20 protein-coding genes are annotated in these 22,771 nt (G+C 64.1%); 17 read left to right on the top strand and 3 right to left on the bottom strand.

Going from position 1 to position 22,771, the window contains the following annotated elements; translation table 11 throughout:
* The first annotated feature begins 33 nt into the window (after positions 1 to 33).
* Genes secD through AC1X6S_RS02175 form a run of 3 tightly spaced genes read left to right on the top strand, consistent with a single transcriptional unit; the run spans position 34 to position 5,053 of the window.
* Complete coding sequence (gene secD, locus AC1X6S_RS02185; RefSeq protein ID WP_483404189.1) at positions 34 to 1,755, top strand: protein translocase subunit SecD; 1,722 nt, start codon at positions 34 to 36, stop codon at positions 1,753 to 1,755.
* Positions 1,755 to 2,765, top strand: a complete 1,011-nt coding sequence (gene secF / locus AC1X6S_RS02180; protein WP_483404188.1) for a protein translocase subunit SecF — start codon at positions 1,755 to 1,757, stop codon at positions 2,763 to 2,765. Before secD ends, secF begins: the two co-directional genes overlap by 1 nt.
* 41 nt (positions 2,766 to 2,806) lie before the next feature.
* Positions 2,807 to 5,053 (top strand): RelA/SpoT family protein, encoded by a 2,247-nt coding sequence (locus AC1X6S_RS02175; protein ID WP_483404187.1) that lies wholly within the window; start codon positions 2,807 to 2,809, stop codon positions 5,051 to 5,053.
* On the opposite strand, the gene AC1X6S_RS02170 is transcribed toward AC1X6S_RS02175, so the two are convergent.
* From AC1X6S_RS02170 to AC1X6S_RS02160, 3 genes are all read right to left on the bottom strand, one after another.
* The gene (locus AC1X6S_RS02170; RefSeq protein WP_483404186.1) at positions 5,032 to 5,535 is read right to left on the bottom strand and encodes an SAM-dependent methyltransferase; all 504 of its coding nucleotides are present in this window, start codon (positions 5,533 to 5,535) and stop codon (positions 5,032 to 5,034) included. The two genes, AC1X6S_RS02175 and AC1X6S_RS02170, sit on opposite strands and share 22 nt — an antisense overlap.
* A gap of 93 nt (positions 5,536 to 5,628) precedes the next feature.
* On the bottom strand, positions 5,629 to 6,861 hold the full coding sequence (locus AC1X6S_RS02165; protein ID WP_483404185.1) for a DUF349 domain-containing protein: 1,233 nt from the start codon (positions 6,859 to 6,861) through the stop codon (positions 5,629 to 5,631).
* A 101-nt stretch (positions 6,862 to 6,962) separates the two neighbouring features.
* Complete coding sequence (locus tag AC1X6S_RS02160) at positions 6,963 to 7,766, bottom strand: peptidylprolyl isomerase (RefSeq protein WP_483404184.1); 804 nt, start codon at positions 7,764 to 7,766, stop codon at positions 6,963 to 6,965.
* A gap of 202 nt (positions 7,767 to 7,968) precedes the next feature.
* Between AC1X6S_RS02160 and AC1X6S_RS02155 the strand changes: the two genes are divergently transcribed.
* The 14 genes from AC1X6S_RS02155 to AC1X6S_RS02090 all read left to right on the top strand — a co-directional run bounded on the left by AC1X6S_RS02155 (position 7,969) and on the right by AC1X6S_RS02090 (position 22,700).
* Positions 7,969 to 9,471 (top strand): replication-associated recombination protein A, encoded by a 1,503-nt coding sequence (locus tag AC1X6S_RS02155; RefSeq protein WP_483404183.1) that lies wholly within the window; start codon positions 7,969 to 7,971, stop codon positions 9,469 to 9,471.
* Between the two features lie 177 nt (positions 9,472 to 9,648).
* Positions 9,649 to 10,278 carry a 30S ribosomal protein S4 gene (gene rpsD / locus AC1X6S_RS02150; protein WP_108391049.1) on the top strand — a complete coding sequence of 210 codons (630 nt, stop codon included), beginning with the start codon at positions 9,649 to 9,651 and terminating at the stop codon, positions 10,276 to 10,278.
* Positions 10,279 to 10,420: 142 nt separating this feature from the next.
* On the top strand, positions 10,421 to 10,666 hold the full coding sequence (locus tag AC1X6S_RS02145) for a hypothetical protein (RefSeq protein WP_108391048.1): 246 nt from the start codon (positions 10,421 to 10,423) through the stop codon (positions 10,664 to 10,666).
* Between the two features lie 42 nt (positions 10,667 to 10,708).
* Positions 10,709 to 13,366, top strand: coding sequence for an alanine--tRNA ligase (alaS, locus tag AC1X6S_RS02140; protein ID WP_483404182.1), 2,658 nt, complete (start codon positions 10,709 to 10,711; stop codon positions 13,364 to 13,366).
* A 15-nt stretch (positions 13,367 to 13,381) separates the two neighbouring features.
* A complete protein-coding gene (gene ruvX / locus AC1X6S_RS02135; RefSeq protein WP_483404181.1) occupies positions 13,382 to 13,852 on the top strand; it encodes a Holliday junction resolvase RuvX in 471 nt (156 codons plus the stop codon).
* 3 nt (positions 13,853 to 13,855) lie between these two features.
* Positions 13,856 to 15,121, top strand: coding sequence for an endolytic transglycosylase MltG (mltG, locus tag AC1X6S_RS02130; protein WP_483404180.1), 1,266 nt, complete (start codon positions 13,856 to 13,858; stop codon positions 15,119 to 15,121).
* Complete coding sequence (locus AC1X6S_RS02125) at positions 15,121 to 15,987, top strand: shikimate dehydrogenase family protein (protein ID WP_483404179.1); 867 nt, start codon at positions 15,121 to 15,123, stop codon at positions 15,985 to 15,987. Before mltG ends, AC1X6S_RS02125 begins: the two co-directional genes overlap by 1 nt.
* 94 nt (positions 15,988 to 16,081) lie before the next feature.
* Complete coding sequence (aroC, locus tag AC1X6S_RS02120) at positions 16,082 to 17,296, top strand: chorismate synthase (protein WP_483404178.1); 1,215 nt, start codon at positions 16,082 to 16,084, stop codon at positions 17,294 to 17,296.
* Positions 17,293 to 17,808, top strand: a complete 516-nt coding sequence (locus AC1X6S_RS02115; protein WP_483404177.1) for a shikimate kinase — start codon at positions 17,293 to 17,295, stop codon at positions 17,806 to 17,808. The genes aroC and AC1X6S_RS02115 overlap by 4 nt, the downstream gene beginning before the upstream one ends.
* Complete coding sequence (gene aroB / locus AC1X6S_RS02110) at positions 17,805 to 18,929, top strand: 3-dehydroquinate synthase (RefSeq protein ID WP_483404176.1); 1,125 nt, start codon at positions 17,805 to 17,807, stop codon at positions 18,927 to 18,929. The genes AC1X6S_RS02115 and aroB overlap by 4 nt, the downstream gene beginning before the upstream one ends.
* Before the next feature lie 2 nt (positions 18,930 to 18,931).
* Positions 18,932 to 19,384 (top strand): type II 3-dehydroquinate dehydratase, encoded by a 453-nt coding sequence (locus AC1X6S_RS02105; RefSeq protein WP_483404175.1) that lies wholly within the window; start codon positions 18,932 to 18,934, stop codon positions 19,382 to 19,384.
* A gap of 77 nt (positions 19,385 to 19,461) precedes the next feature.
* Positions 19,462 to 20,025: an elongation factor P gene (efp, locus tag AC1X6S_RS02100; protein WP_108391041.1), complete on the top strand. Its 564-nt coding sequence runs from the start codon at positions 19,462 to 19,464 to the stop codon at positions 20,023 to 20,025.
* Positions 20,025 to 20,438: a transcription antitermination factor NusB gene (nusB, locus tag AC1X6S_RS02095; protein ID WP_108961906.1), complete on the top strand. Its 414-nt coding sequence runs from the start codon at positions 20,025 to 20,027 to the stop codon at positions 20,436 to 20,438. Before efp ends, nusB begins: the two co-directional genes overlap by 1 nt.
* Before the next feature lie 690 nt (positions 20,439 to 21,128).
* On the top strand, positions 21,129 to 22,700 hold the full coding sequence (locus tag AC1X6S_RS02090; protein ID WP_483404174.1) for an HNH endonuclease signature motif containing protein: 1,572 nt from the start codon (positions 21,129 to 21,131) through the stop codon (positions 22,698 to 22,700).
* Positions 22,701 to 22,771: the final 71 nt, after the last annotated feature.

Below are 22,771 nucleotides of genomic sequence, written 5' to 3'. Positions count from 1 at the left end.
GTGCGAGACGGCCAGAGAAAGCTGAGTACGTAGTTGGCACAGTCGAAGTCGACGCCCATCCGTAGAGCGAGTCGCTCACTGATCTGGCTTGGCGTTATCACCCTTGCACTCTTCGGCATCCTCGCCGGAGGTGTCGTCTGGGGTAACGCCTCCTGGGGACCCAAGCTCGCGCTTGACCTCGAAGGTGGAACGCAGATCATTCTGCAGCCCAACGTCGAGGAGGGAGAGTCGGTCTCCGCGGAGCAGCTCAACCAGGCCGTCTCGATCATCAGGCAGCGCGTCGACGCGTCTGGTGTCTCCGAGGCTGAGATCAACACCGAGGGAAACAACGTCGTCGTTTCCATCCCCGGTGAAGCAGACGAAGAGACCCGCAACCGGATCGAGGCATCGGCGAAGCTCGAGTTCCGCCCGGTCCTCGTCGCAAGCGGCCCCACAAACACTTTCGTCGGCGAAGACGGCGTTGAGACGCCGTACCCAACGCCCGATCCAGCGCTTCCCGACACTCCGGCGACGGAGCCGACCAACGCGAGCGATCTCGCGCAGATCACCGAAAAGCTGCAGGCCGAGTTCCAGGCCTTCGACTGCGCGCAACCCGTCGAAGCCGGGGTTGTTCAGCCGGCTGACAAGCCCATCATCGCGTGTGAGGTCGACGGCAGCGTCAAGTACATCCTCGGTCCCGTCGAGGTCGAGGGATCGACGATCGAAGACGCCACGAACGGCATGCAGACCACCCAGACCGGTGCAACCACCGGCCAGTGGGTCGTCAACCTGGAGTTCGACGGCAAAGGCACCGAGCAGTTCGCGGACGTGACGCAGCGGCTCACCGCCCTGCAGAGCCCCCAGAACCAGTTCGCCATCGTGCTCGACAACCAGGTCATCTCGGCGCCGCAGACCAACAGCGTCATCACCGACGGCAACGCGGAGATCTCGGGTAACTTCACCCAGGAGTCGTCGAAGTCGCTCGCAGACCAGCTGAAGTACGGCGCTCTTCCCATCAGCTTCACCGTGTTGAGTTCAGAGGCCATCTCGGCCACTCTCGGTGCCGCTCAGTTGCAGATCGGCATCATCGCCGGGCTCATCGGCCTCGTCCTGGTCGCCATCTACACGCTCTTCCAGTACCGGCTGCTCGGCTTCGTGACGATCGCCTCTCTCGTCGTCGCCGGTGTCCTCACCTACCTCGTGATCGCGATCCTGTCCTGGCGCAACGGTTACCGGCTCTCACTCGCCGGTGTCGCCGGACTCATCGTGGCCATCGGATTCACCGCGGACTCTTTCATCGTCTACTTCGAGAGAATCCGGGATGAGCTTCGCGACGGACGAGGGCTCGAGTCCGCTGTCGAGGCGGGATGGAAGCGCGCCAAGCGCACCATCTATGCATCGAAGGGTGTCAACCTCCTCGCCGCCGTTGTGTTGTACGCGGTTGCCGTCGGAAACGTGAAGGGATTCGCGTTCACCCTCGGGATCACGACGATCATCGACGTCCTCGTCGTTCTGCTGTTCACACACCCGGCCCTGCAGGTCCTGGCGCAGACGCGGTTCTTCTCGAGCGGTCACCCGCTCTCCGGACTCGATCCGAACGCCCTCGGCGCTGTGTACCGGGGCAGGGCACAGTTCCGTGCGCCGCAGCCCGGCGTCGCAGGCAAGTCAACGAAGTCCAGCCGTGAGGCAGCGAAACGGCAAACAATCGCAGAACGCAAGCAGGCTGAGCTCGTCGCCGCGGGCGCCGGCAAGAAGTCTGAGGAGAAGAATTCCTAATGCCCAGCCTCACCACATTCGGTAACGACCTGTTCACAGGGAAGCGTTCGTTCAACTTCGTCGGTAACCGCAAGGTATGGTTCAGCGTCGCGATTGTGCTCGTCCTCGCGTCGATACTCGTCCCGATCGTCAAGGGCGGCTTCAACCTCAGCATCGAGTTCACCGGTGGATCGCAGTTCACCATCAACTCGGTTGAGAGCACAGACCAGAACAAGGCGACGGATGCCGTCGAGAGCGTCGTTCCTGACGCCGCGTCGAAGGTCACAACGGTCGGTGACTCTGCCATTCGTGTGCAGACGAACCAGCTGACGTCGGCGGACACAAACGACGTCACGACCGCACTCGCGAAGGCGTTCGACGTCCCCGAGTCTGAAGTCACGACATCCTTCATCGGTGCGTCGTGGGGACAGGACGTCACACGACAGGCGATCACGGGACTCGTCATCTTCCTCGCGCTGGCGTTCATCACCATGGCGCTGTACTTCCGCACCTGGAAGATGTCCGCGGCCGCGATGATCGCGCTCCTCGATGTTCTCGTCATCACCCTCGGTGTGTACGCGCTCAGTGGCTTCGAGATCAGCCCGGCCGCCGTGATCGGCTTCCTCACGATCCTCGGGTACTCGCTCTATGACACCGTCGTGGTCTTCGACAAGATTCGGGAGAACACCACGGAGGACGGCGAGAATGCACCACGAACGTTCGCTGAATCGGTGAACCTCGCGGTCAACCAGACGCTCGTTCGGTCGATCAACACCTCGGTCGTCGCGGCGCTTCCGGTTGCGTCAATCCTCCTCATCGGTGACTTCCTCCTCGGTGCTGAAACGCTGCGCGACATCTCCCTGTCGCTCTTCGTCGGCATCCTCGTGGCCACGTACTCCACGATCTTCGTCGCGGCGCCGCTGTATGCGCTGTTCCGGCAGAATGAGCCGGAGATCAAGAAGCGCGACACCCGAGTGCTCGCCGGTCGCTCACGCGCGGTCGCCGAGCCCGCTGTCACTGCGGCGCGCTAGACCGCCGCGGTACGGGATAATAGAGGTTCGGAGGTGACGCCATGACAGAGACCCAGTCGTCAAGCGCGTCCCTCCGACGGCTCGTCCCTCGGATCTTTTCGAAGGCGCAGCCGGCCGGCGCTGTCGATCGTCTTGTGCGCACGGCACGGTTGCACCACCCCAAGGCCGACATCACGGTCATCGAGCGGGCCTATACCGTCGCGGAGCGCGCCCACCGCGGGCAGAAGCGCCAGAGCGGTGAGCCATACATCACCCATCCTGTCGCGGTCGCCCAGATTCTCGCCGACCTGGGGATCGGACCGAAGACCCTCGCAGCGGCTCTCCTGCACGACACGGTCGAGGATACCGACTACGGCCTCGACGAGCTTCGCGCAGAATTCGGCGACGAAGTCGCCATGCTCGTCGACGGCGTCACCAAGCTGGACAAGGTCAAGTACGGCGAAAGCGCCCAGGCGGAGACCGTCCGCAAGATGATCGTTGCGATGTCCAAGGACATCCGCGTTCTCGTGATCAAGCTCGCCGACCGGCTGCACAATGCGCGTACCTGGGGCTTCGTTCCCGCCGAGAAGGCCGCCAAGAAGGCGACGGAGACGCTCGAGATCTACGCTCCGCTCGCGCACAGGCTCGGAATCCAGACCATCAAGTGGGAACTGGAAGACCTCTCGTTCGCCGTGCTGTACCCCAAGCTGTACGCCGAGATCGAAAGCCTGGTCAGGCAGCGTACACCGCAGCGGGAAGAACTCGTCCAGACGGTCATCGACTCGGTCAACGAGGACCTCAAGGCCGCGAAGATCCGTGGCAAGGTCGTCGGCAGGCCCAAGCAGTACTACTCGATCTACCAGAAGATGATCGTGCGCGGTCGTGACTTCGACGAGATCTACGACCTCGTCGGCATCCGGGTTCTCGTCAATTCGGTTCGCGACTGTTACGCGGTGCTCGGCGCGATCCACGCGCGGTGGACTCCGATCCCCGGGCGGTTCAAGGACTACATAGCGACCCCGAAGTACAACCTCTACCAGTCACTGCACACGACAGTGATCGGCCCGCAGGGCAAGAGCGTCGAGATCCAGATCCGAACGCACGAAATGCACCAGCACGCCGAGTACGGTGTCGCAGCGCACTGGAAGTACAAAGAGAACGTCAACGGCGGCAAGGGTGCGTCGAAGACGACAGAGAACGACATGGTGTGGCTCGCGCACATCTCCGACTGGCAGGCGGAGACCAGTGACCCAGGCGAGTTCCTCGACTCGCTCCGGTTCGAGATCGGCGCCAAAGAGGTCTACGTCTTCACACCGAAGGGTCGCGTCATCGGCCTTCCCGCCGGGGCGACACCCGTTGACTTCGCTTACGCCGTGCACACCGAGATCGGCCACCGCACGATGGGTGCGAAGGTCAACGGCAGGCTCGTTCCGCTCGAATCAGAGCTCAACAGCGGCGATGTTGTCGAGGTCTTCACGTCGAAGAACCCGGACTCGGGTCCCAGCCAGGACTGGCTGAGCTTCGTCAAGAGCACGCGGGCGCGCAACAAAATCCGTCAGTGGTTCACCAAGGAACGTCGCGACGAAGCCATTGAGCAGGGTAAGGATGCCATCGCACGCGCGATGCGCAAACAGAACCTGCCGCTGCAGAAACTGATGAGCCAGGACACCTTCGCCGAGGTGTCGGCCCAGATGCGGTACGAGGACGTCTCCGCGCTGTACGCCGCGGTCGGTGAGGGGCACGTCTCGACCCAGTCCGTGCTCGAAAAGGTCGCTGCCCTCCTTCAGGGAGACACCGAGGCTGAGCAGGCCACGATCGACTTCCCGGTTCGCGGTCGCACCCGCACGATGACGCACAGCGACTCCGGAGTTTTGGTTCGGGGTGCGCCCGACATTCTCGTGAAGCTCTCGAAGTGCTGCACGCCCGTTCCCGGCGACGATATCGTCGGTTTCGTGACCCGCGGTTCGGGCGTTTCTGTACACAGGAGCGACTGCCACAACGTTCAGGAGCTGCTCAAGGAGCCTGAGCGCATGATCGACGTCGAGTGGGCACCGAGCTCCAAGAGCCTGTTCCTCGTCCACATTCAGGTCGAGGCTCTTGATCGCGCCGGCCTGCTGAGCGATGTCACGCGAGTACTCAGTGAGCACCACGTCAACATCCTCTCCGCCACCGTATCGACATCGAACAACCGTCTGGCCATCTCTCGCTTTGTCTTTGAAATGGGGGATACCACCCACCTGGAGCGTGTCCTCAACGCGGTGAGGCGCATCGACGCGGTTTACGACGTCTACCGCGTTAACGGCGGCTGATCCGCGCGGACTGCCGCTCCGGTGAGCAACTCGAGCCGGGCGATGGCCGCAACGGATTCCGGGGAGCAGGGGCGTTTCCGTTCCAGATCGCGAGCGGTGCGCGCGGGCGTTGTCACCCTCAGCCCCGCTATCCGCGTCTCGTCGGGGTCCGAGAGGCGCAGCTCCCGTTGATGGAACCGGGGCGGAAGCCGGAGCGTTGCGCGTTCGTCTGCCCGAACGCACACCTCGTGCTGCCACGGCGGGTTGTCGATGGCGCCGTATACCCAGGCCGCGCTCCAGCCCATTGCCACGAGGTGCCTGGCCGCAGGAAGCCGTGGCAGCTCACTCGCGAGCGTGCTCGCACGCAACTCTCGGCGATCGGGCTCGTCGACGCAGATGAAAACGTCGTCGAACTTCATCAGGTCGCCATCGCGCGCTGCAGCGTAAAGCTCGGCAACGGGCAGGAACCCGGTGCTGAGGACCGAGGGCAGAAACCGAGGCATGGTCCAAGGGTGAACCGCTCTGACCGACGAGAAACGGCGGGAGCAAATCTGTGAAGAATTCGCTCCCGCCGTTTGGCTGTGGACGACGCGTGGTCAGGACAGTGCGTTGAGCCACACCTTGCGCGCTTCGAGTGCCTCTGTCGCAGCCTCGATCTTGGCTTTGTCTCCGGTGGCCTTCGCCTCGTCGAGTTCGGCTTCGAGTTTGGCGATCGCTGCGTTGAGCTGACCGGCGAGTCCTTCGGTGCGGGCCTTGGTCTCCGGGTTGTTCTTCGTCCAGTGGTCCTCGTCGAGCTTCTTGAGGTGGTTCTCCACCTTGCGAAGCCGGTCCTCCACTGTGCGAACCTGATCGCGGGGGACCTTTCCGATCTCGTCCCAGCGTCGCTGGATCGAGGCGAGCGCGGACCGAAGCTTGTCCCGGTCGGTCTCGGCGAGCAGCGGCTCAGCCTCCTCAAGGAGGGCGAGCTTGGCCTCAAGGTTCTCCGAGAACTGGGCGTTGTCGATGGCGTCGACCTCGGACTTCGCGGCGTAGATTGCGTCACCGGCAGCCTTGAACCGAGCCCAGAGCGCGTCGTCGTGACGCTTTCCTGCGCGGCCTGACTTCTTCCACTCCTCGAGCAGCGCTCGGTATCCGGGGATGCCGTCTGCACCCTTGGGGATCAGAGCCTCAGCCTGGTCGATGAGTTCCTGCTTGCGGGACTTCGCGTCGCGGTGCACCGAGTCAAGTTCGGCGAAGAACGCCCTGCGGTTCTGCTCGATCGTCGACTTGGCGGTACGGAATCGCTTCCAGAGTTCGTTCGCCTCGCCCTTCGGCAGCTTCGGGCCCTCCTGCTGGTGTGTCTGCCACTGGCCGAAGAGGGCGGTGATCTGCTCAGTGGTCTGCTTCCACTGCGCCTTGGCCGGGTCCTGCGCTGCGAGCTTTTCTGCCTCGTCGACGATGGCCGTTCGAACGGCGATCGCCTCGGCAACGGCGGCGCGGGCTTCTTCGCTCTGCTGCTCGGTGAGTTCGCCCACCGTCGAGTCGAGTGCAGCGACGCGGGCCTTGAGGCTCGCCAGGTCGCCGACGGCGTTCGCGTTCTCCAAGTTGGAGGCGAGGTGTGAGACGGCCTTGGCCACGTCCGCGGCCGGGGCGCCACGCTTAACGCGCTGCTCGAGGAGCGTCACCTGGCCGGCCAGCTCCGTGAACTTACGGGTGAAGTAGGCAAGTGCCTCTTCCGGGGTGCCATCGGGGAATTGCCCGACCTCACGCCAGTTATCGTCGCCCTCGCGCACGAAAACGGCGCCGGACTCGTCAACGCGACCCCATGGTTGCTGCTCAGAATTAGACACGTGCCTCACCTTGCTTGGTTGTCGCGCAACTGCGCGACCGGAAACTCTGGTCCAGCCTATTACGTTGACCCCTCCCGGCGGGGGAAGGTCACAGACACCGGCTACTGAACCGTAACGTTCTCGATGGTGACGGGGATGGCTGGTGTGCCGTCGGTCAGCCCGTCAGTGATTCCGGCGTCGACGACATCCGCCCTGAGTTCGTCGAGTCCACTGGTCACCTTTCCGAGCACCGTGTACCCGCCAGCCTCGTCTGCTCCGAGCGTGGTGTCTTCGTAAACGATGAAGAACTGGCTACCCATGCTGTAGCCGTTGTTTGACTGTCGGGCCATCGCGAGCGTGCCCGCAGGGTAGACGTTGTCTGCCGGGGCATTCTCGACGGGTCCGTAGCTGTAACCAGGCCCGCCCGATCCCGTGCCCTCAGGGTCGCCGCACTGGAGGACGAAGAGGCCTTCGTTTGTGAGGCGGTGGCAGCTGATGCCGTCGTAGAAGCCGTTCTGCGAGAGCGAGACGAACGACGAGACCGCCTGCGGTGCTGCCGCGCCGTCGACCTCGATGCCGAGCGGAATGCCATTGATGGTCATCGATCCGGTCCAGACCCTGCCCTCGGCGAGGCCGGGGTCTGGCACGTCTCCGGTGTTCGTACCGGCCGGGGCGGTCTCCGACGGTGCCGTTTCAGTCGGTGCCGGTGTCGAGGTCGCGCTCGGCGCGCCTGGGCCGTTGGAGAAGTACACGACCTGGCCGGCCGTCACCGCAGCCGCGACGACCACGAGCGCGATGCCGGCGATCCAGTTGTCGCGCACCCGGCGCTTGACGCGGTACTCGTGCAGCGTCCGACGGGCTTTATAGGCCTTGAGACGTTCACGATTCTCGCGTGCCAGGCGCTCTTCGGTCTTGCTGGGTGCCACGTGGATCCTCCATCGGATGGGCGCTCGTGCGCCGGTTCTCAAGGCCAGCACCCCGGGTGCTGTCTTCGATGACTTTACGGTTACCGGCTTCCACTGACCAAATGCGGGCAACGTCAGCCGTCCACGTGCCCCGAACGGGCACTCTCGACAGGGTGAAGCGACGACAGCGGAAGTTGTCAGCGGGTGCGGCTAGCCTTGCATCATGGCAAACACGACAGCGGCACTGCACTCGGGCAGTGTCCCGCTCGCGGTGCGCATGCGACCCAAGAGTCTCGACGAGGTCGCCGGACAACGGCACCTTCTGAAGCCGGGGTCGCCGCTCGTCAGTCTCGCGCACGGCAAGTCCGGTGACAAAGGCAGCGTTTCGGTGATCCTCTGGGGCCCACCCGGTACCGGCAAGACAACGATCGCCCAGTCCATCGCCCACAGTTCTGGTCGTCGTTTCGTCGAACTCTCCGCCGTCTCGGCCGGAGTTCGTGACGTCCGCCAGGTCATGGACGAAGCGATGACGAGTCGCGATCTTTACGGGCTGTCCACCGTGCTCTTTCTCGACGAGATCCACCGCTTCAGTAAAGCGCAGCAAGACGCCCTCCTCCCCGGGGTCGAAAACGGCTGGGTGATCCTCGTCGCCGCGACCACCGAGAACCCGTCGTTCTCGGTGATCTCGCCCCTGCTCTCCCGTTCACTCCTGCTCACCCTCGAGCAGCTGAGCGACGATGACCTCCGTGTTGTTCTCGACCGGGCGATCGAAGACAAGCGCGGACTCGGTGGCCGGTTCGACGTCACCGCCGACGCCCGCGACACCATCATCAGACTTGCGTCCGGCGATGCCCGCCGTGCGCTGACGGCGCTCGAAGCGGCATCCGTCAGCGCTGATTCGCTGTCGATCGAAACGGATGCTGCCGGTATCCGCAACGAGGACGGCACCGACAACGAGGACGGCACCCACAACGAGGACGGTACCGACAACGAGGACGGGACCGTCGATCGCGCCTCGAGCGCTGACGATGACGATGACGATGACGAAGGTGCGGGCGGGGCTCCCGTCGCTGAGGCGCAACGCCCGGTAATCACCGCTGACGTCGTTGCCAACGCGGTCGACCGTGCACTGCTGCGCTACGACAGGAACGGCGACGAGCACTACGACGTCATCAGCGCGTTCATCAAGTCGATCCGCGGATCAGACGTCGACGCGGCGCTGCACTACCTGGCCAGGATGATCGAAGCGGGGGAGGACCCCCGGTTCATCTCCCGCCGAATCATCGTGAGTGCCTCAGAAGACATCGGGCTCGCCGATCCCAATGCCCTGGTGATTGCCGTGGCCGCGGCAGACGCTGTGCAGTTCATCGGGATGCCAGAGGGACGCATTCCTCTCGCCGAAGCGGTCGTCTACCTCGCAACGGCCGCGAAGTCGAACGCCTCGTACAACGCCATCAACAGCGCAATCGCCGATGTGCGCGCGGGCAACTTTGGCCGGGTACCCAAGCCGATGCGCGACGCCCACTATGCCGGCGCCAAACGGCTCGGGCACGGCAAGGGATACAAGTACCCGCACGACGCCGACATCGGGGTGGTCGAACAGCAATACCTTCCCGACGAGCTCCGCGGGGTGCGGTACTACCAGCCGACCCAGCACGGCAACGAACGAGATGTGTCGTCTCGCCTCGCCAAGCTGATGCGCATCGTGCGGGGCGGGCGCGGCTGACCCGGTGCCGTGTTAGGCTTATTGCTGGCCTAGGCCCGATTTATATGTATGGCTGCACTGAATCGGGTTGACGGACATGTTCTTTAGCCGAACTGTTCCGGCTCACCCCTCTAACTTTCCGGTTCGCATTCGTGCGCGCCGGCATCACATCGTCAGAGATTCCATCGAAAGGAACCCGTGTCTACCAAGTCACGTACCCGTAGCAAGACCCGCCTGTCGCGGTCACTGGGCATCGCCCTGACCCCGAAGGCAGCCAAGTACCTCGAGAAGCGTCCTTACGCTCCGGGCGAGCACGGCCGCACCAAGCGCAAGACCGACTCCGACTACGCTGTGCGTCTTCGCGAGAAGCAGCGTCTGCGTGCCCAGTACGGCATCCGCGAGAAGCAGCTGAAGATTGCCTTCGAAGAGGCTCGTCGCGTCAAGGGCCTGACGGGTGAAAACCTCGTCGAGATCCTCGAGACGCGTCTTGACGCTCTCCTCGTGCGCTCGGCCATCGCCCGCACCACCGCTCAGGCTCGTCAGATGGTTGTGCACCGTCACATCCTCGTCGACGGCCAGATCGTTGACCGTCCCTCCTTCCGCGTGAAGCCGGGACAGCTCATCCACGTCAAGGCACGCAGCGAGGGCACCGAGCCCTTCCAGGTTGCAGCAGCAGGCGGACACGTTGATGTCCTCCCGAAGCTTCCTCCGTACCTCGAGGTCGAGCTCGACAAGCTGCAGGCACGCCTCGTGCGTGCTCCGCAGCGTGCAGAGGTCCCCGTGACCTGTGAAGTCCAGCTCGTCGTTGAGTACTACGCAGCACGCTAAACACAGCATTACCGACGGGGTCGCGGCTTACGCCGCGGCCCCGTTTTTCTTGTCGCTGAGCCATAAAGCGGCCGGTCAGGCATAACCGGTAGGATGAAATTCTGGTTGGAAGCATCCGTCCCACACCCCAGGAGGAGCCCCTGTGAAGAATATTTTCTGGCTACTTACCGGCATTGCCGCCGGTTTTTTCGTCGCGCACGAGATCAACAAGACCCAGAAGGGCAAGGAGTTCTTCTCGGACCTCGATGGAAAGCTCCGCGAGTTCAGCGACACAGTCGCCGACGCGTACAGAGAACGTGAAGCTGAACTGCGGGAGAAGATCGACGAACTAGCGAAGGACGCCGAGGACGCAATCGGCGACCTTGGCGCTGGCTCTTCTCAGAAATAAATCTCCCTCTGCCCCCGCAGAGACCTCTCTCCGAACGGACCCATGAAGACCGCTGACATCCGCTCGCGCTGGCTCGATTTTTTCGCCGAGCGCGGCCACACCGTAGTTCCATCCGCGTCGCTGGTATCAGACGACCCGTCCCTGCTGTTCACCGTCGCGGGAATGGTGCCGTTCGTGCCGTACCTGAGCGGACTGGTCCCCGCACCATACCCGCGCGCGACCAGCGTGCAGAAGTGCATCAGGACCAACGACATCGAAGAGGTCGGCAAGACGCCCCGCCACGGGACGTTCTTCCAGATGAACGGAAACTTCTCGTTCGGCGACTACTTCAAGGAAGGCGCGATCGGGTATGCCTGGGAGCTGCTGACCTCGCCTGAGAACGCTGGCGGCTACGGATTCGATGAGAAAGATCTCTGGGTCACGGTCTACAAGGACGACGACGAGGCCATCCGTCTCTGGAAGTCCATTGCCGGGCTTCCCGACGACCGCATCCAGCGACTCGACATGGACACGAACTACTGGTCGACAGGTCAGCCCGGTCCTGCCGGTCCCTGCTCCGAGATCTTCTTCGACCGGGGACCTTCCTACGGTCGAGACGGTGGTCCGGAGACCGACGACGACAGGTATGTGGAGATCTGGAACCTCGTCTTCATGCAGTACCTCCGTGGCGAGGGCCGCGGCAAGAACGACTTCGAGATTCTCGGCGACCTGCCGAAGAAGAACATCGACACCGGCATGGGCCTCGAGCGCGTCGCCTTCCTCAAGCAGGGTGTCGAGAACATGTACGAGATCGACCAGGTCCGCCCTGTGCTCGACCGCGCTGCCGAACTGTCCGGGCGCCGCTACGGTGCAGACCACACGGACGACGTTCGCATGCGGATCATCGCTGACCACGTTCGCTCGTCGCTCATGCTCCTCAGCGACGGTGTCACGCCGTCCAACGAGGGCAGGGGCTACATCCTGCGTCGACTCATGCGGAGGACCGTCCGTTCGATGCGACTGCTCGGTGTGGATACAGCGACCTTCCCCGAACTGTTCGCCGCGTCCCGCGACGCGATGAAAGCCGCATACCCCGAGGTAGAGCACGACTACAGCCGCATCTCCCAGTCGGCATACGGCGAGGAAGAGACCTTCCTGCGCACCCTCGCCGGCGGAACGACGATCCTCGACCTTGCCGTCGAGAAGACCAGGAAGGACAACGCCCAGAAGCTCCCGGGCGACACCGCATTCCTCCTGCACGACACCTACGGTTTCCCGATCGACCTCACCCTCGAAATCGCTGAGGAAGCCGGCCTGAGCGTCGACCGCACGGCGTTCGATGCCCTCATGGCCAACCAGCGTGCACTCGCGAAAGCGGATGCCAAGGCCAAGAAGACAGCGTTGGCTGACCTCAGCGTCTACAGCGCGTTCAGGGCTTTCGGCGAGACGACCTTCACCGGGTACACCGATCTCACCACCGAGTCGAAGATCCTCGGCCTCATCGTGAACGGCCAGTCCGTCTCGAAGGCGTCGGCGGGCGACATCGCCGAAGTGATCCTCGCCGAGACCTCGCTGTACGCAGAGTCCGGCGGGCAGGAAGCCGACCAGGGCCTCATCGTCGGCCCCGGCTATGAACTCGAGGTGCTCGACGTTCAGAAGCCGATCAAGGGACTCATCAGCCACAAGGTGCAGGTCGCCAAGGGTGAAGTCGGCGTCGGTGACAGCGCAACAAGCGTCGTTGACCGCGAATACCGCAGGGGCGCCAGGCAGGCACACTCCGGTACCCACATCATCCACGCCGCGCTTCGCCAGGTCCTCGGCCCTAACGCTCACCAGTCCGGCTCGTACAACAAGGCCGGCTATCTGCGTCTCGACTTCTCCTGGAACGCAGGCCTCTCGGCTGAGACACGGAGTGAGATCGAGGAAGTCTCGAACAACGCTATCCGCGACAACCTCGAGGTCGTCACGCGTGAACTGCCGCTCGACGAAGCCAAGGCGCTCGGCGCCATGGCGCTGTTCGGTGAGAAGTACGGCAACGTCGTTCGCGTCGTCGACATCGGCGGGCCGTGGTCCCGCGAACTCTGTGCGGGCACCCACGTGTCGACCAGTGCGGAGATCGGCATGATCAACCTCGTCAGTGAATCGAGCGTCGGCTCGACGAACCGCCGTGTTGAGTCCCTCGTCGGCCTCGAGGCGTTCCGTGACCTCGCTGCCGAACGTGCCATCGTGAACGAGCTCACCTCATCGCTCAAGACGCCACGCGAGCAACTCCCGGAGCGCATCGCGGACCTGGTCGCAAACCTCAAACAGGCCGAGAAGAAAATTCAGGCGTTTGAAGCGCGGGCGCTCACCGAGCGCGTCCCAGCACTCGTCGCCACGAAGCACACCGCTGGTACGTACACCCTGGTCGCTGAGAACGTCGGAGTGTTGAATTCCGCGGACGACCTGCGTCTTCTCGTCACGACAGTGCGCGAGCGGCTCGGGTCAGTGCCGAGCATCACCGCTCTCGCCGCGACCGTCAAGGACCGACCGATCGTCATCGTCGCGACCAACGCCGAGGCACGCGCTGCCGGGGCAAAGGCAGGCATGCTCGCCAGGACCGCCGCTGGCGTCCTCGGTGGAGGCGGAGGCGGCAAGGACGACATGGCACAGGGTGGCGGTACTGACGCAGCAATGATCCCCGGCGCACTCGCCGCGATAACAGACGCTGCGACGAGGTAGCCGGTGACGGATGCCATGCGTGCGGGAGTCCGCCTCGGTATCGATGTCGGGAAGGTCCGCATCGGTGTCGCCCGTTCCGATTACCACGGAATGCTGGCGACACCGATCGAGACCGTCCAGCGGTCGACCGACAGCGGTGAAGACGTGAAGAGAATCATCGCGATCGCCGACGAGCTCGACCCGATCGAACTCGTTGTCGGCCTTCCGCTGGCGCTCTCCGGATCGCACACAGCATCAACGGACGATGCGGTCGCCTTCGCAGGAAAGCTCGCGAAGGCATCCGCTGTTCCCGTCCGACTGGTCGATGAGCGGCTGTCCACGGTTTCCGCCCACTCGGCGCTTCGCACCTCGGGCAAGAAATCAAGCAGATCACGTAATATTGTCGATCAAGTTGCTGCGGTCATCATTCTGCAGCACGCCCTCGACGCGGAGCGCGGCAGTTCACACCCTCCTGGTTCCCTCGTCAACCCGAGTGAAGGATCCTAGGCCGTGACAACCGAGCGACCCAAAGGCACCAGCGATTTTGACGCCATTCTCGCGTCGAAAGCCCCAGAAGCCCCGGCTTCCAGTACACCGCCGTCGTCACGACGCGAGGCCAGGGAACAGGCTGAGCGCGCCGCGATAGCGTCCACGCGTTCTGAACGCCGGTCTGCCTCGTCAACCGAGTCCGCGTATCCGCCGCGAGAGAAGCGCAGCCGCAAGGGACTCATCGCGGCAATTGTCACGCTCGTGCTGCTCGCCGGTGTTGCCGGGGGTGGCCTGTACGCCTGGAACACCTTCGAACCGCAGATCCGCTCGGTCATGGGCTGGGAAGAGCCCATTGATTTCGAGGGCGCCGGCAGCGGCGAGGTCATGGTCTCCATCGCGGAGGGCGACACGGGCCAGGACATCGCGAAGACCCTCAAGGCGCGTGGCGTGACCAAGACCGTCGACGCCTTCTACGAAACCCTGATCGAGGAGAAGCCTGAGCCTGTCTTCCACCCCGGTGTTTACCAGCTGAAGAAGCAAATGAGCGCGAAGGCTGCGCTTGACGCTCTCCTCGACCCGGCCAATAAGGTCGAGCGGACCGTTCTCGTGCGCGAGGGCGATACCGGAGCCACGATTCTCGAGGAGCTGTCCGCGAGCACAGAGATTCCTCTCGCTGAGTTCGAGGCTGCCGTCGCCGATCCCACGGTCTTCGGCATCCCGGCAACCGCGCCATCGATCGAGGGCTGGCTCTTTCCTGCCATGTACACCTTCGACCCTGACCTCTCCGCGCAGGAGGTGATCCAGGTACTCGTTGACCGGACGATCACCGCGCTCGACGCTGCGGGCGTCCCGGTCGAGGAACGGGAACGCATCCTGACCATCGCCTCCGTTGTCCAGCGCGAAGCGCGCCTGGAGGAAGACTTCTATAAAGTCAGCCGGGTCATTCAAAACCGGCTCGCGGTCGACATGAAGCTCGAGATGGACTCGACCGCGCAGTATGGCGACACGACGAAGACCGACTCGGTCTGGTCGACGCAGGAGGCGCTCGAGTCGCAGAACCCGTGGAACACCTACCAAATGACGGGGCTGCCGATCGGACCGATCGCGAGCCCGGGTGATACCGCCATCGCCGCTGCCATGGCGCCGGCCGAGGGGTCCTGGCTCTTCTTCGTCACCGTCAATCTCGACACAGGCGAGACGGTGTTCACGAACACCGTCGATGAGCACGGTGCCGCCGTCAAGCAACTCCGTGCCTGGTGCGCGGAGAACCCGGACAAGGGCTGCTGATGCCGGAACGGCTCGCGGTATTCGGGTCGCCCATCGCGCATTCGAAGTCGCCTTCGCTGCACCGGACGGCCTACGAGCTTCTCGGGCTGGACTGGGAGTACAGCTCCCGCGACGTTCCGGTAACGGAGTTCGCCGCGACCGTCGCCAGTCCGGATGCCGGATGGCGCGGACTCTCGCTGACCATGCCGCTCAAACAGGCAGCATTCGAATTTGCCGACACTCGAGACGCGATGGCCACGCTGACCGGCGCTGTCAACACACTCCGGTTCGTGGGTGATGGCGGGGCGAGAACCTCGTTCGGGTACAACACCGATGTTTCGGGCATTACGCGCGCACTGGCATCCGTTGGCATCGCGGAGGCACCCCACGTCCACATTCTGGGTGGCGGCGCCACAGCGGCCAGTGCTGTTGTCGCTGCTGCCGAGCTTGGTGCGCTCTCGGTGACCATCCTGGCCAGGAACCCGGCCAAGTCCCGGCCGCTGATCGACCTCGGCAAGCGGGCCGGCCTCGCCGTGGACATTCGCACGTTCGGCGAGCTCGACGACGTGCCACGTCCCGAGCTCGTCGTGAGCACCCTGCCTGGCCGGACCCCGCTGCCGGTGAACTACCCGACCCAGGTGCTCGCGTCGTCGGCGCTGCTCGACGTCGCGTACGATCCGTGGCCGAGTGAACTCGCGTCCCGCTGGGCGGATGCCGGGGGCGTCGTCGCTAATGGATTGTCCATGCTCGCGCATCAGGCGCTCATCCAGGTGCGGATCTTCGTCTCAAACGACCCGTTCCAGCCCCTCGACAGGGAGGACGCGGTGCTCACCGCAATGCTCGAGTCCGTTGGTCTCGACGCGCACGGCATCCCGATCGCCGCCTGACCAGCACGCCCGACGAGTACGCCTGACGGCCGTAGGGGAGACGCAGACCGTCACAGGGTCAGGCCGACCTCGGGCGCTGTGGAAGGATAGAGCCATGCTTCGTTGGCTCACAGCCGGAGAGTCTCACGGCCCGGAACTCATTGCAATCGTCGAGGGTCTTCCCGCCGGCGTCCCTGTCTCGCTCGATTCCATTCGCGCTGACCTTGCTCGGCGGAAACTCGGCTATGGCCGTGGTTCACGGATGAAGTTCGAGGAGGACGAGCTCAACATCTCCGGCGGTGTTCGCCACGGATTCAGCCTCGGCAGTCCCGTCGCCCTGCGCATCGGCAACACGGAATGGCCCAAATGGGTCGAGGTGATGAACCCGGAACCCGTACCGGAGACCGAGAAGTCCCGCGGCAGGAGCGCCCCGCTCACGCGTCCCCGCCCGGGGCACGCGGATCTCGTCGGCATGCAGAAGTACAACTTCGACGAAGCGCGCCCCATCCTCGAACGCGCCAGCGCCAGGGAAACCGCGGCACGCGTTGCCCTCGGTGCCGTCGCGCGGGGCTTTCTCGCCGAACTCGGCATCACCCTGGTCAGCCACACGCTCTCGATCGGACCTGTCCGGGTGCCCGAAAACGCTGCACTTCCCACCCCCGCTGACGTGGGCACGCTCGATGCCGACCCACTGCGCTGCTTCGACGCGGCGACATCCGAACTGATGGTCGCCGAGGTCGACGCGGCGAAGAAGGACGGCGACACGCTCGGCGGAGTCGTCGAGGTACTCGCATACGGCCTGCCGCCCGGACTCGGTTCTCACGTGCACTGGGACCGTCGCCTCGATGGACAGCTCGCCCAGGCGCTCATGGGCATCCAGGCCATCAAAGGTGTCGAGGTCGGCGATGGCTTCCTCACCACCACGCGCCGCGGCTCCGAGGCACACGATGAGCTCTTCTCGATCGACGACCAGATCGTACGCTCGAGTGACAAGGCCGGCGGCACCGAGGGCGGCATGAGCACCGGAACCGTTCTCCGCGTCCGCGCCGGAATGAAGCCCATCGCCACAGTCCCGCACTCGCTTCGGACGGTCGACGTCGCGACAGGCGAAGCCGCCGGTGCGCACCACCAGCGCTCGGATGTCTGTGCGGTGCCCGCCGCTGGCGTCGTCGCTGAGGCAATGGTCGCCCTCGTGCTGGCGAACAGCGTCCTCGAGAAGTTCGGGGGAGACTCGGTCGAGGAGACCCGTCGCAACCTCCAGTCCTACCTCGCTGCTATTCCAGCGGGGCTTCGCACCGCCACCGCGTCCACCCAGGATCACCTGGCGTGAGCGACGATCACCGCCCCCTTTACCCGCTCGTCTTCATTGGGCCAATGGGAGCGGGAAAGACCCGCATCGGTCGCCGGGTGGCAAAAGCACTCGAGGTACCCTTTCTTGACACTGACAAGATCATTGTCGCCGAGCACGGACCGATAGCGGCCATCTTCGAATCCAGGGGCGAGGCTGCCTTCCGCGCGCTGGAGAAGGATGCCGTCGCTGCCGCGCTGGCCGAACACGCCGTCGTGTCCCTCGGGGGTGGCGCCGTTCTGGATCCGGAGACGCGGGCAGCGCTTGCCGACAAGACGGTCGTCCTGCTGACCGTGTCAGCGGATGCCGTCGCCGCACGCATCAAGACCGACAAACGGCCGCTGCTGGCAAACGGGACTGCGGACTGGCAGCGTATCTACGACGAACGGCGCGCGATCTACGACGAACTCGCCACGATCACCTTCGACACCTCCACCCAGCCGATCGAGAGAATCGCTGCAGACATCGCCACGTGGGCGAAAGGACGAGCATGACAGACCACATCGGTACGACAGGCAATCGGGGCGCCACCGGAGATGACCACGGGATCACCACGATCGAGGTGACGGGAACAGACGGCTACGCGATTCACGTCGGCCGCGGCATCCTCGATCGCATTGCTGTCGCCCTCGGTGACGGCGTGCAGAAGGTCCTGCTCGTCCACCCACCGACTCTCGCCGCGAAGGCCGAGCAGCTGCGTGAGTCACTGGCCGACCGGTACCAGGTGCTGCTGGCCGAGATTCCGGATGCCGAAACCGGCAAACGTGTCGAGGTTGCGGCGTTCTGCTGGCAGATCATGGGCCAGGCCGACTTCACGAGAACCGATGCCGTGATTGGTTTCGGCGGGGGAGCGACCACCGACCTCGCCGGGTTTGTGGCCGCAACCTGGCTGCGCGGCGTTCGACTTGTGCAGGTGCCGACGACAGTGGCCGGCATGGTGGATGCCGCCATCGGCGGTAAGACCGGGATCAACACCAACGAGGGCAAGAACCTCGTTGGCGCTTTCTACGCTCCCGCCGGAGTCATCGTCGACTTCGACCTGCTCGACACGCTACCGAAGAACGAGATCCTCGCCGGGTTCGCAGAGATCGTGAAGTGTGGTTTCATCGCGGAACCGGAGATCCTCGACATCATCGAGGCGGACGTGGATCGGGTGACCGACCCGACCACCGCGGAGTTCCGCCGCGTCGTCGAACTGTCCATCGCGCTCAAGGCCCGCGTCGTCAGCGAGGACTTCAAGGAGGGCGGGGTCCGCGAGATCCTCAACTACGGACACACTCTCGGCCACGCCATCGAGCACGCCGAGCGATACCAGTGGCGTCACGGCGCGGCCGTGGCCGTCGGGATGATGTTCGCCGCCGAGCTCTCACGGCTGGCCGGACGGCTGCCGGACGCGGTCGCTGACCGGCACCGCAGCATCCTCGACTCGCTGTCACTGCCCACCGAGTACCCCGTCGGACGCTGGAGCACGCTTCTCGCGACGATGCAGCGTGACAAGAAGGCCCGAGCCGGCATGCTCCGGTTCATCGTCCTCGATGACATCGCCAAACCGACGGTGCTCGCAGGACCCGAGACAGCGCTGCTCTTCGCGGCGTATCAGGAGATAGGTTCATAGCCATGACCCGTGTGCTCGTGCTCAACGGCCCCAACCTCGGCAGGCTCGGTTCGCGCGAGCCCGATGTCTACGGCAGCGGTAACCTCGACGACCTTTGGACGCTGCTCCAGGCATCCGCCCCGGAAGGCGTCTCGATCGATCTCCGCCAGACCAACGATGAGGGTGAGCTCATCGGCTGGCTCTACGAGGCAACTGACGGTTCCGTTCCCGTGATCCTGAATCCGGCAGCGTTCACCCATTACAGCTACGCGCTTCGGGATGCCACCGCGCTCGTCACGAAGGCGGGTATTCCGCTGGTCGAGGTCCACATCTCGAACCCGCACGCGCGGGAGACCTTCCGGCACTCGAGCGTGATCTCGGGTGTTGCGACTGGTGTGATCGCTGGTTTCGGCTTCGATTCGTACCGCCTGGCACTCGATGCCGTACTCCGCCTGACAGCGGCTGGGACCGAGTAAACAGGCTCCTGCGGTAAACTCGTCACATCGGTCGCCTCAGACCACATTTTTCTCCCACTGAACGGAACCCCCTCTTCATGGCATCTACCGCCGACATCAAGAACGGAATTGTCCTCAACATTGACGGACAGCTCTGGAACGTCATCGAGTTCCAGCACGTCAAGCCCGGCAAGGGTGGCGCTTTCGTGCGCACCAAGCTGAAGAACGTCGTGTCGGGCAAGACCGTCGACCGCACGTACAACGCTGGCGCGAAGATCGACATCGAGAACGTCGACCGCCGCGACTTCACCTACCTCTACAACGACGGTGAAGCCTTCGTGTTTATGGACACCGCTGACTACGACCAGCTGACGGTTCCGGCATCCGTTGTCGGAGACGCCGCCAACTTCATGCTCGAGAACCAGGCCGTGACCGTTGCACTCAACAACGGCAACCCGCTGTATGTCGAACTGCCGGCATCCGTCGTTCTCGAGATCACCTACACCGAGCCGGGCCTCCAGGGCGACCGCTCGACCGGTGGCACGAAGCCCGCAACCGTTGAGACCGGATACGAGATCCAGGTGCCGTTGTTCCTCGAGCAGGGCACCAAGGTCAAGGTCGACACCCGCACGGGCGACTACATGGGACGCGTCAACGACTAGTGAGCGCCCGTAGCAAGGCCCGTAAGCGGGCCATCGACATCCTGTACGGCGCAGACCTTCGGGACATGGCGTTGAGCGAGGCCCTCACGGTTGAAGCGAAGCGTGCCGCGAGCGAGCCCGACCGTGAAGCGAGCTGGCTCTACGCGCGCGACATCGTCGACGGCATCGCCGACAACGCCGAGGAGATCGACGAGCAGATCGAGACGTACGCCCAGGGCTGGTCCCTCGCGCGGATGCCGGCTGTTGATCGTGCGATCCTGCGCATCGGCGTGTGGGAGATCATGTTCAACTCCGAGGTGCCTGCCGCGGTTGCCATCGACGAGGCTGTCGAATCTGCCAAGACGCTGTCGACTGATGACTCGCCCGGATTTGTCAACGGACTGCTCGGGAAGATCGCCCAGGCCAACGGCTAGTACTTCTTTCGTCGAAACGCCCGTCATCGGATGCCAATGGCGGGCGTTTTTCGTGCGCCCTGGCGTTCGGGGTGGGTTTGACGTGGTCGGTAGCTCGTATCGTCACCATTTCCGGTGTGGTCGACGGATGCCTGCAAGCCCCGTGCGTGGTGCCCTCGGGGCTCGGTTTCAATGTCAGTGGTTGGGTGTGTAGTTAAGTCATGAACATCCCGGCCAGTAGCCCGTTCCGCCAACATTCTGGTGTGGCGTTCGGATGCCTGCGATGGCCCGGGCCCGATGCCCTCGGTGCCCGGTTTCAATGTCAGTGGTTGGGTGTGTACTGAAGTCATGAAAATCCCGGTCAGCAGTCCGATCCGCACCCTTACAAGGTTGCGTTCGAACGCCCGGGCGGATGCCGGTGCGAGGCCCCAGTGTGGCAGTTTCAATGTCGGTGGTTGGGTGTGTACTGAAGTCATGAATATCCCGGTCAGTAGCCCGATTCGCACCCGTACTGGTGTGGCGTTCGGACGCCTGCAAAGGCCCGGGAGCGATGCCCTCGGGGCTCGGTTTCAATGTCAGTGGTTGGGTGTGTACTGAAGTCATGAACATCCCGGTCAGCAGCCCGATTCGGCACCGTTCTGGTGTGGCGGAGTCCGGCCTGGCCGCACTTTTCGCCGTTGTTGTGTTGGCTGGTGGGGGTGTGCGGGTGTCATGAGCCTCGCGGTGAGCGACTTTCCGCCGGCATCGGTGCCGGAGGGTGAGAGTGCGCTCACCGGGTTGCTCACGCACCTGGGGCAGGTGGTTGATGTTCTTGACCTGGACCACCTGGACCGGTTGACCGGCGAACAACTGTTGACGCAGCTGGGGCAGGTCGCCGGGGTGGTGCGTGCCGGTGAGGCGGTCCTCGCGGCGTTGAGTGCCGAGGTCGCTGACCGGTCCGACCCCGCCCGCGGCAACGACGGGTTGGCGGTGAAACACAACTACCAGCGTCCGTCGCACCTGATCGAGGTGATCACCGGGGTGTCGTCCGCGGCCGCGTCACGGTTGATCCGGGTCGGGCAGCGCACCTGCCGCCGCCTCACCGATGCCGGGTTCCCCTTACCACCGTTGTTCCCGGTCGTCGGCGACGCGTTCCGGCAGGGTCTGATCGGGGTGGAAACCGCCGAAGCGATCACCCGGGAACTGTCGCTCGCCGCGCACCGTGCCGAGGTGGAACACCTCGCGATCGCCGAACGCACCCTGGTCAGTGAGGCCGTCGGTGCCGGCTGGCGCGACGGCTTACCCATGTCGGCCGATCTGGTGGGGATTCAGGCTCGGCAGTGGCGAGACCGATTGGACGAAGACGGGATCGAACCCAATACCGACAAAGCGTTCCAGAAACGTGACTTCTGGATCGCCCGCACCGCGAAGGACGGGTTGGTGAAGTTCGGCGGCCAGGTCACCGTCGACGTCGGCGCGAAACTTCACGCGTTACTCGATGCGGTGCTGAGCCCGAAGACCGCGGACCGATACGACCCAACCGCCGCGGACGCTGCCGCGGGTTCTGGTGATGGAACAGGCGGAGCTGGTGCCACCGGAACCGGAACGGGCGACACAGGCGCCTTCGCATCCGGCGACACCGGCGCCTTCGGATCCGGGGCGTCGCCAACCGTGACCGGCCCAGGCCCAGACACCGGTGACTCGGCACAAGTCGCCGACGAGAGCCCTGTGGAGCACGAGGAACCCATCCGGGCCCGGCGGACCGCCGGGCAGCAACGCGCTGACGTGTTTGCCGCGATGATCGACGCCCTCGCCCGCTCCACCGATGCACCATCGGTCACGGGTGCGGCACCAACCGTCGTGGTGACGGTCAACGCGGACGTGATCGACTCCAAGACCGGTACCGGACAGATCGTCGGAGTGAACAGCCCGGTGACGGCGTCAACGATCACGCAGATTCTGTGTGATGCGAGCATCATCCCGGTGTTCATCGACCCCGACGGCGCTGTCGTTGCCCTCGGTAATGATCAGCGCGGGTTCAACCGGACGCAGCGGATGGGGATGATCGCCCGCGATGGTCCGACCTGTGCGATGCCGGACTGTCAGATCCCGGCCACCGGCTGCGAAGCCCACCACATCATCCCGCACTCCGAAGGTGGGCCTACCCATCTCGATAACGGTGCACTGTTCTGCTGGTTCCATCATCGGATGGTCGACACCGGAGTCTTCACCGTCACGATGGTGAACGGCAAACCCAAGGTCACCATCGCCGAGTGGATCCGTCGCAAGCCATACTTCCGCTGAACTGGGCAACAGTACTACCGCTGAACTGCCAAACCCTGCTTCTGCCGAGCACGATGGCGGACTCCGTTGGA

The organism is Mycetocola sp. Y442, from assembly GCF_056898615.1.
This window is presented reverse-complemented; position numbering and strand designations above follow the sequence as displayed.

Coding starts and splice junctions, on each gene's coding strand:
- secF (WP_483404188.1), top strand. CDS start 1,755: ATGCCCAGCCTCACCACATTCGGTAACGACCTGTTCACAGGGAAGCGT.
- AC1X6S_RS02175 (WP_483404187.1), top strand. CDS start 2,807: ATGACAGAGACCCAGTCGTCAAGCGCGTCCCTCCGACGGCTCGTCCCT.
- AC1X6S_RS02170 (WP_483404186.1), bottom strand. CDS start 5,535: ATGCCTCGGTTTCTGCCCTCGGTCCTCAGCACCGGGTTCCTGCCCGTT.
- AC1X6S_RS02155 (WP_483404183.1), top strand. CDS start 7,969: ATGGCAAACACGACAGCGGCACTGCACTCGGGCAGTGTCCCGCTCGCG.
- alaS (WP_483404182.1), top strand. CDS start 10,709: ATGAAGACCGCTGACATCCGCTCGCGCTGGCTCGATTTTTTCGCCGAG.
- ruvX (WP_483404181.1), top strand. CDS start 13,382: ATGCGTGCGGGAGTCCGCCTCGGTATCGATGTCGGGAAGGTCCGCATC.
- AC1X6S_RS02125 (WP_483404179.1), top strand. CDS start 15,121: ATGCCGGAACGGCTCGCGGTATTCGGGTCGCCCATCGCGCATTCGAAG.
- aroC (WP_483404178.1), top strand. CDS start 16,082: ATGCTTCGTTGGCTCACAGCCGGAGAGTCTCACGGCCCGGAACTCATT.
- aroB (WP_483404176.1), top strand. CDS start 17,805: ATGACAGACCACATCGGTACGACAGGCAATCGGGGCGCCACCGGAGAT.
- AC1X6S_RS02105 (WP_483404175.1), top strand. CDS start 18,932: ATGACCCGTGTGCTCGTGCTCAACGGCCCCAACCTCGGCAGGCTCGGT.
- efp (WP_108391041.1), top strand. CDS start 19,462: ATGGCATCTACCGCCGACATCAAGAACGGAATTGTCCTCAACATTGAC.
- AC1X6S_RS02090 (WP_483404174.1), top strand. CDS start 21,129: ATGAGCCTCGCGGTGAGCGACTTTCCGCCGGCATCGGTGCCGGAGGGT.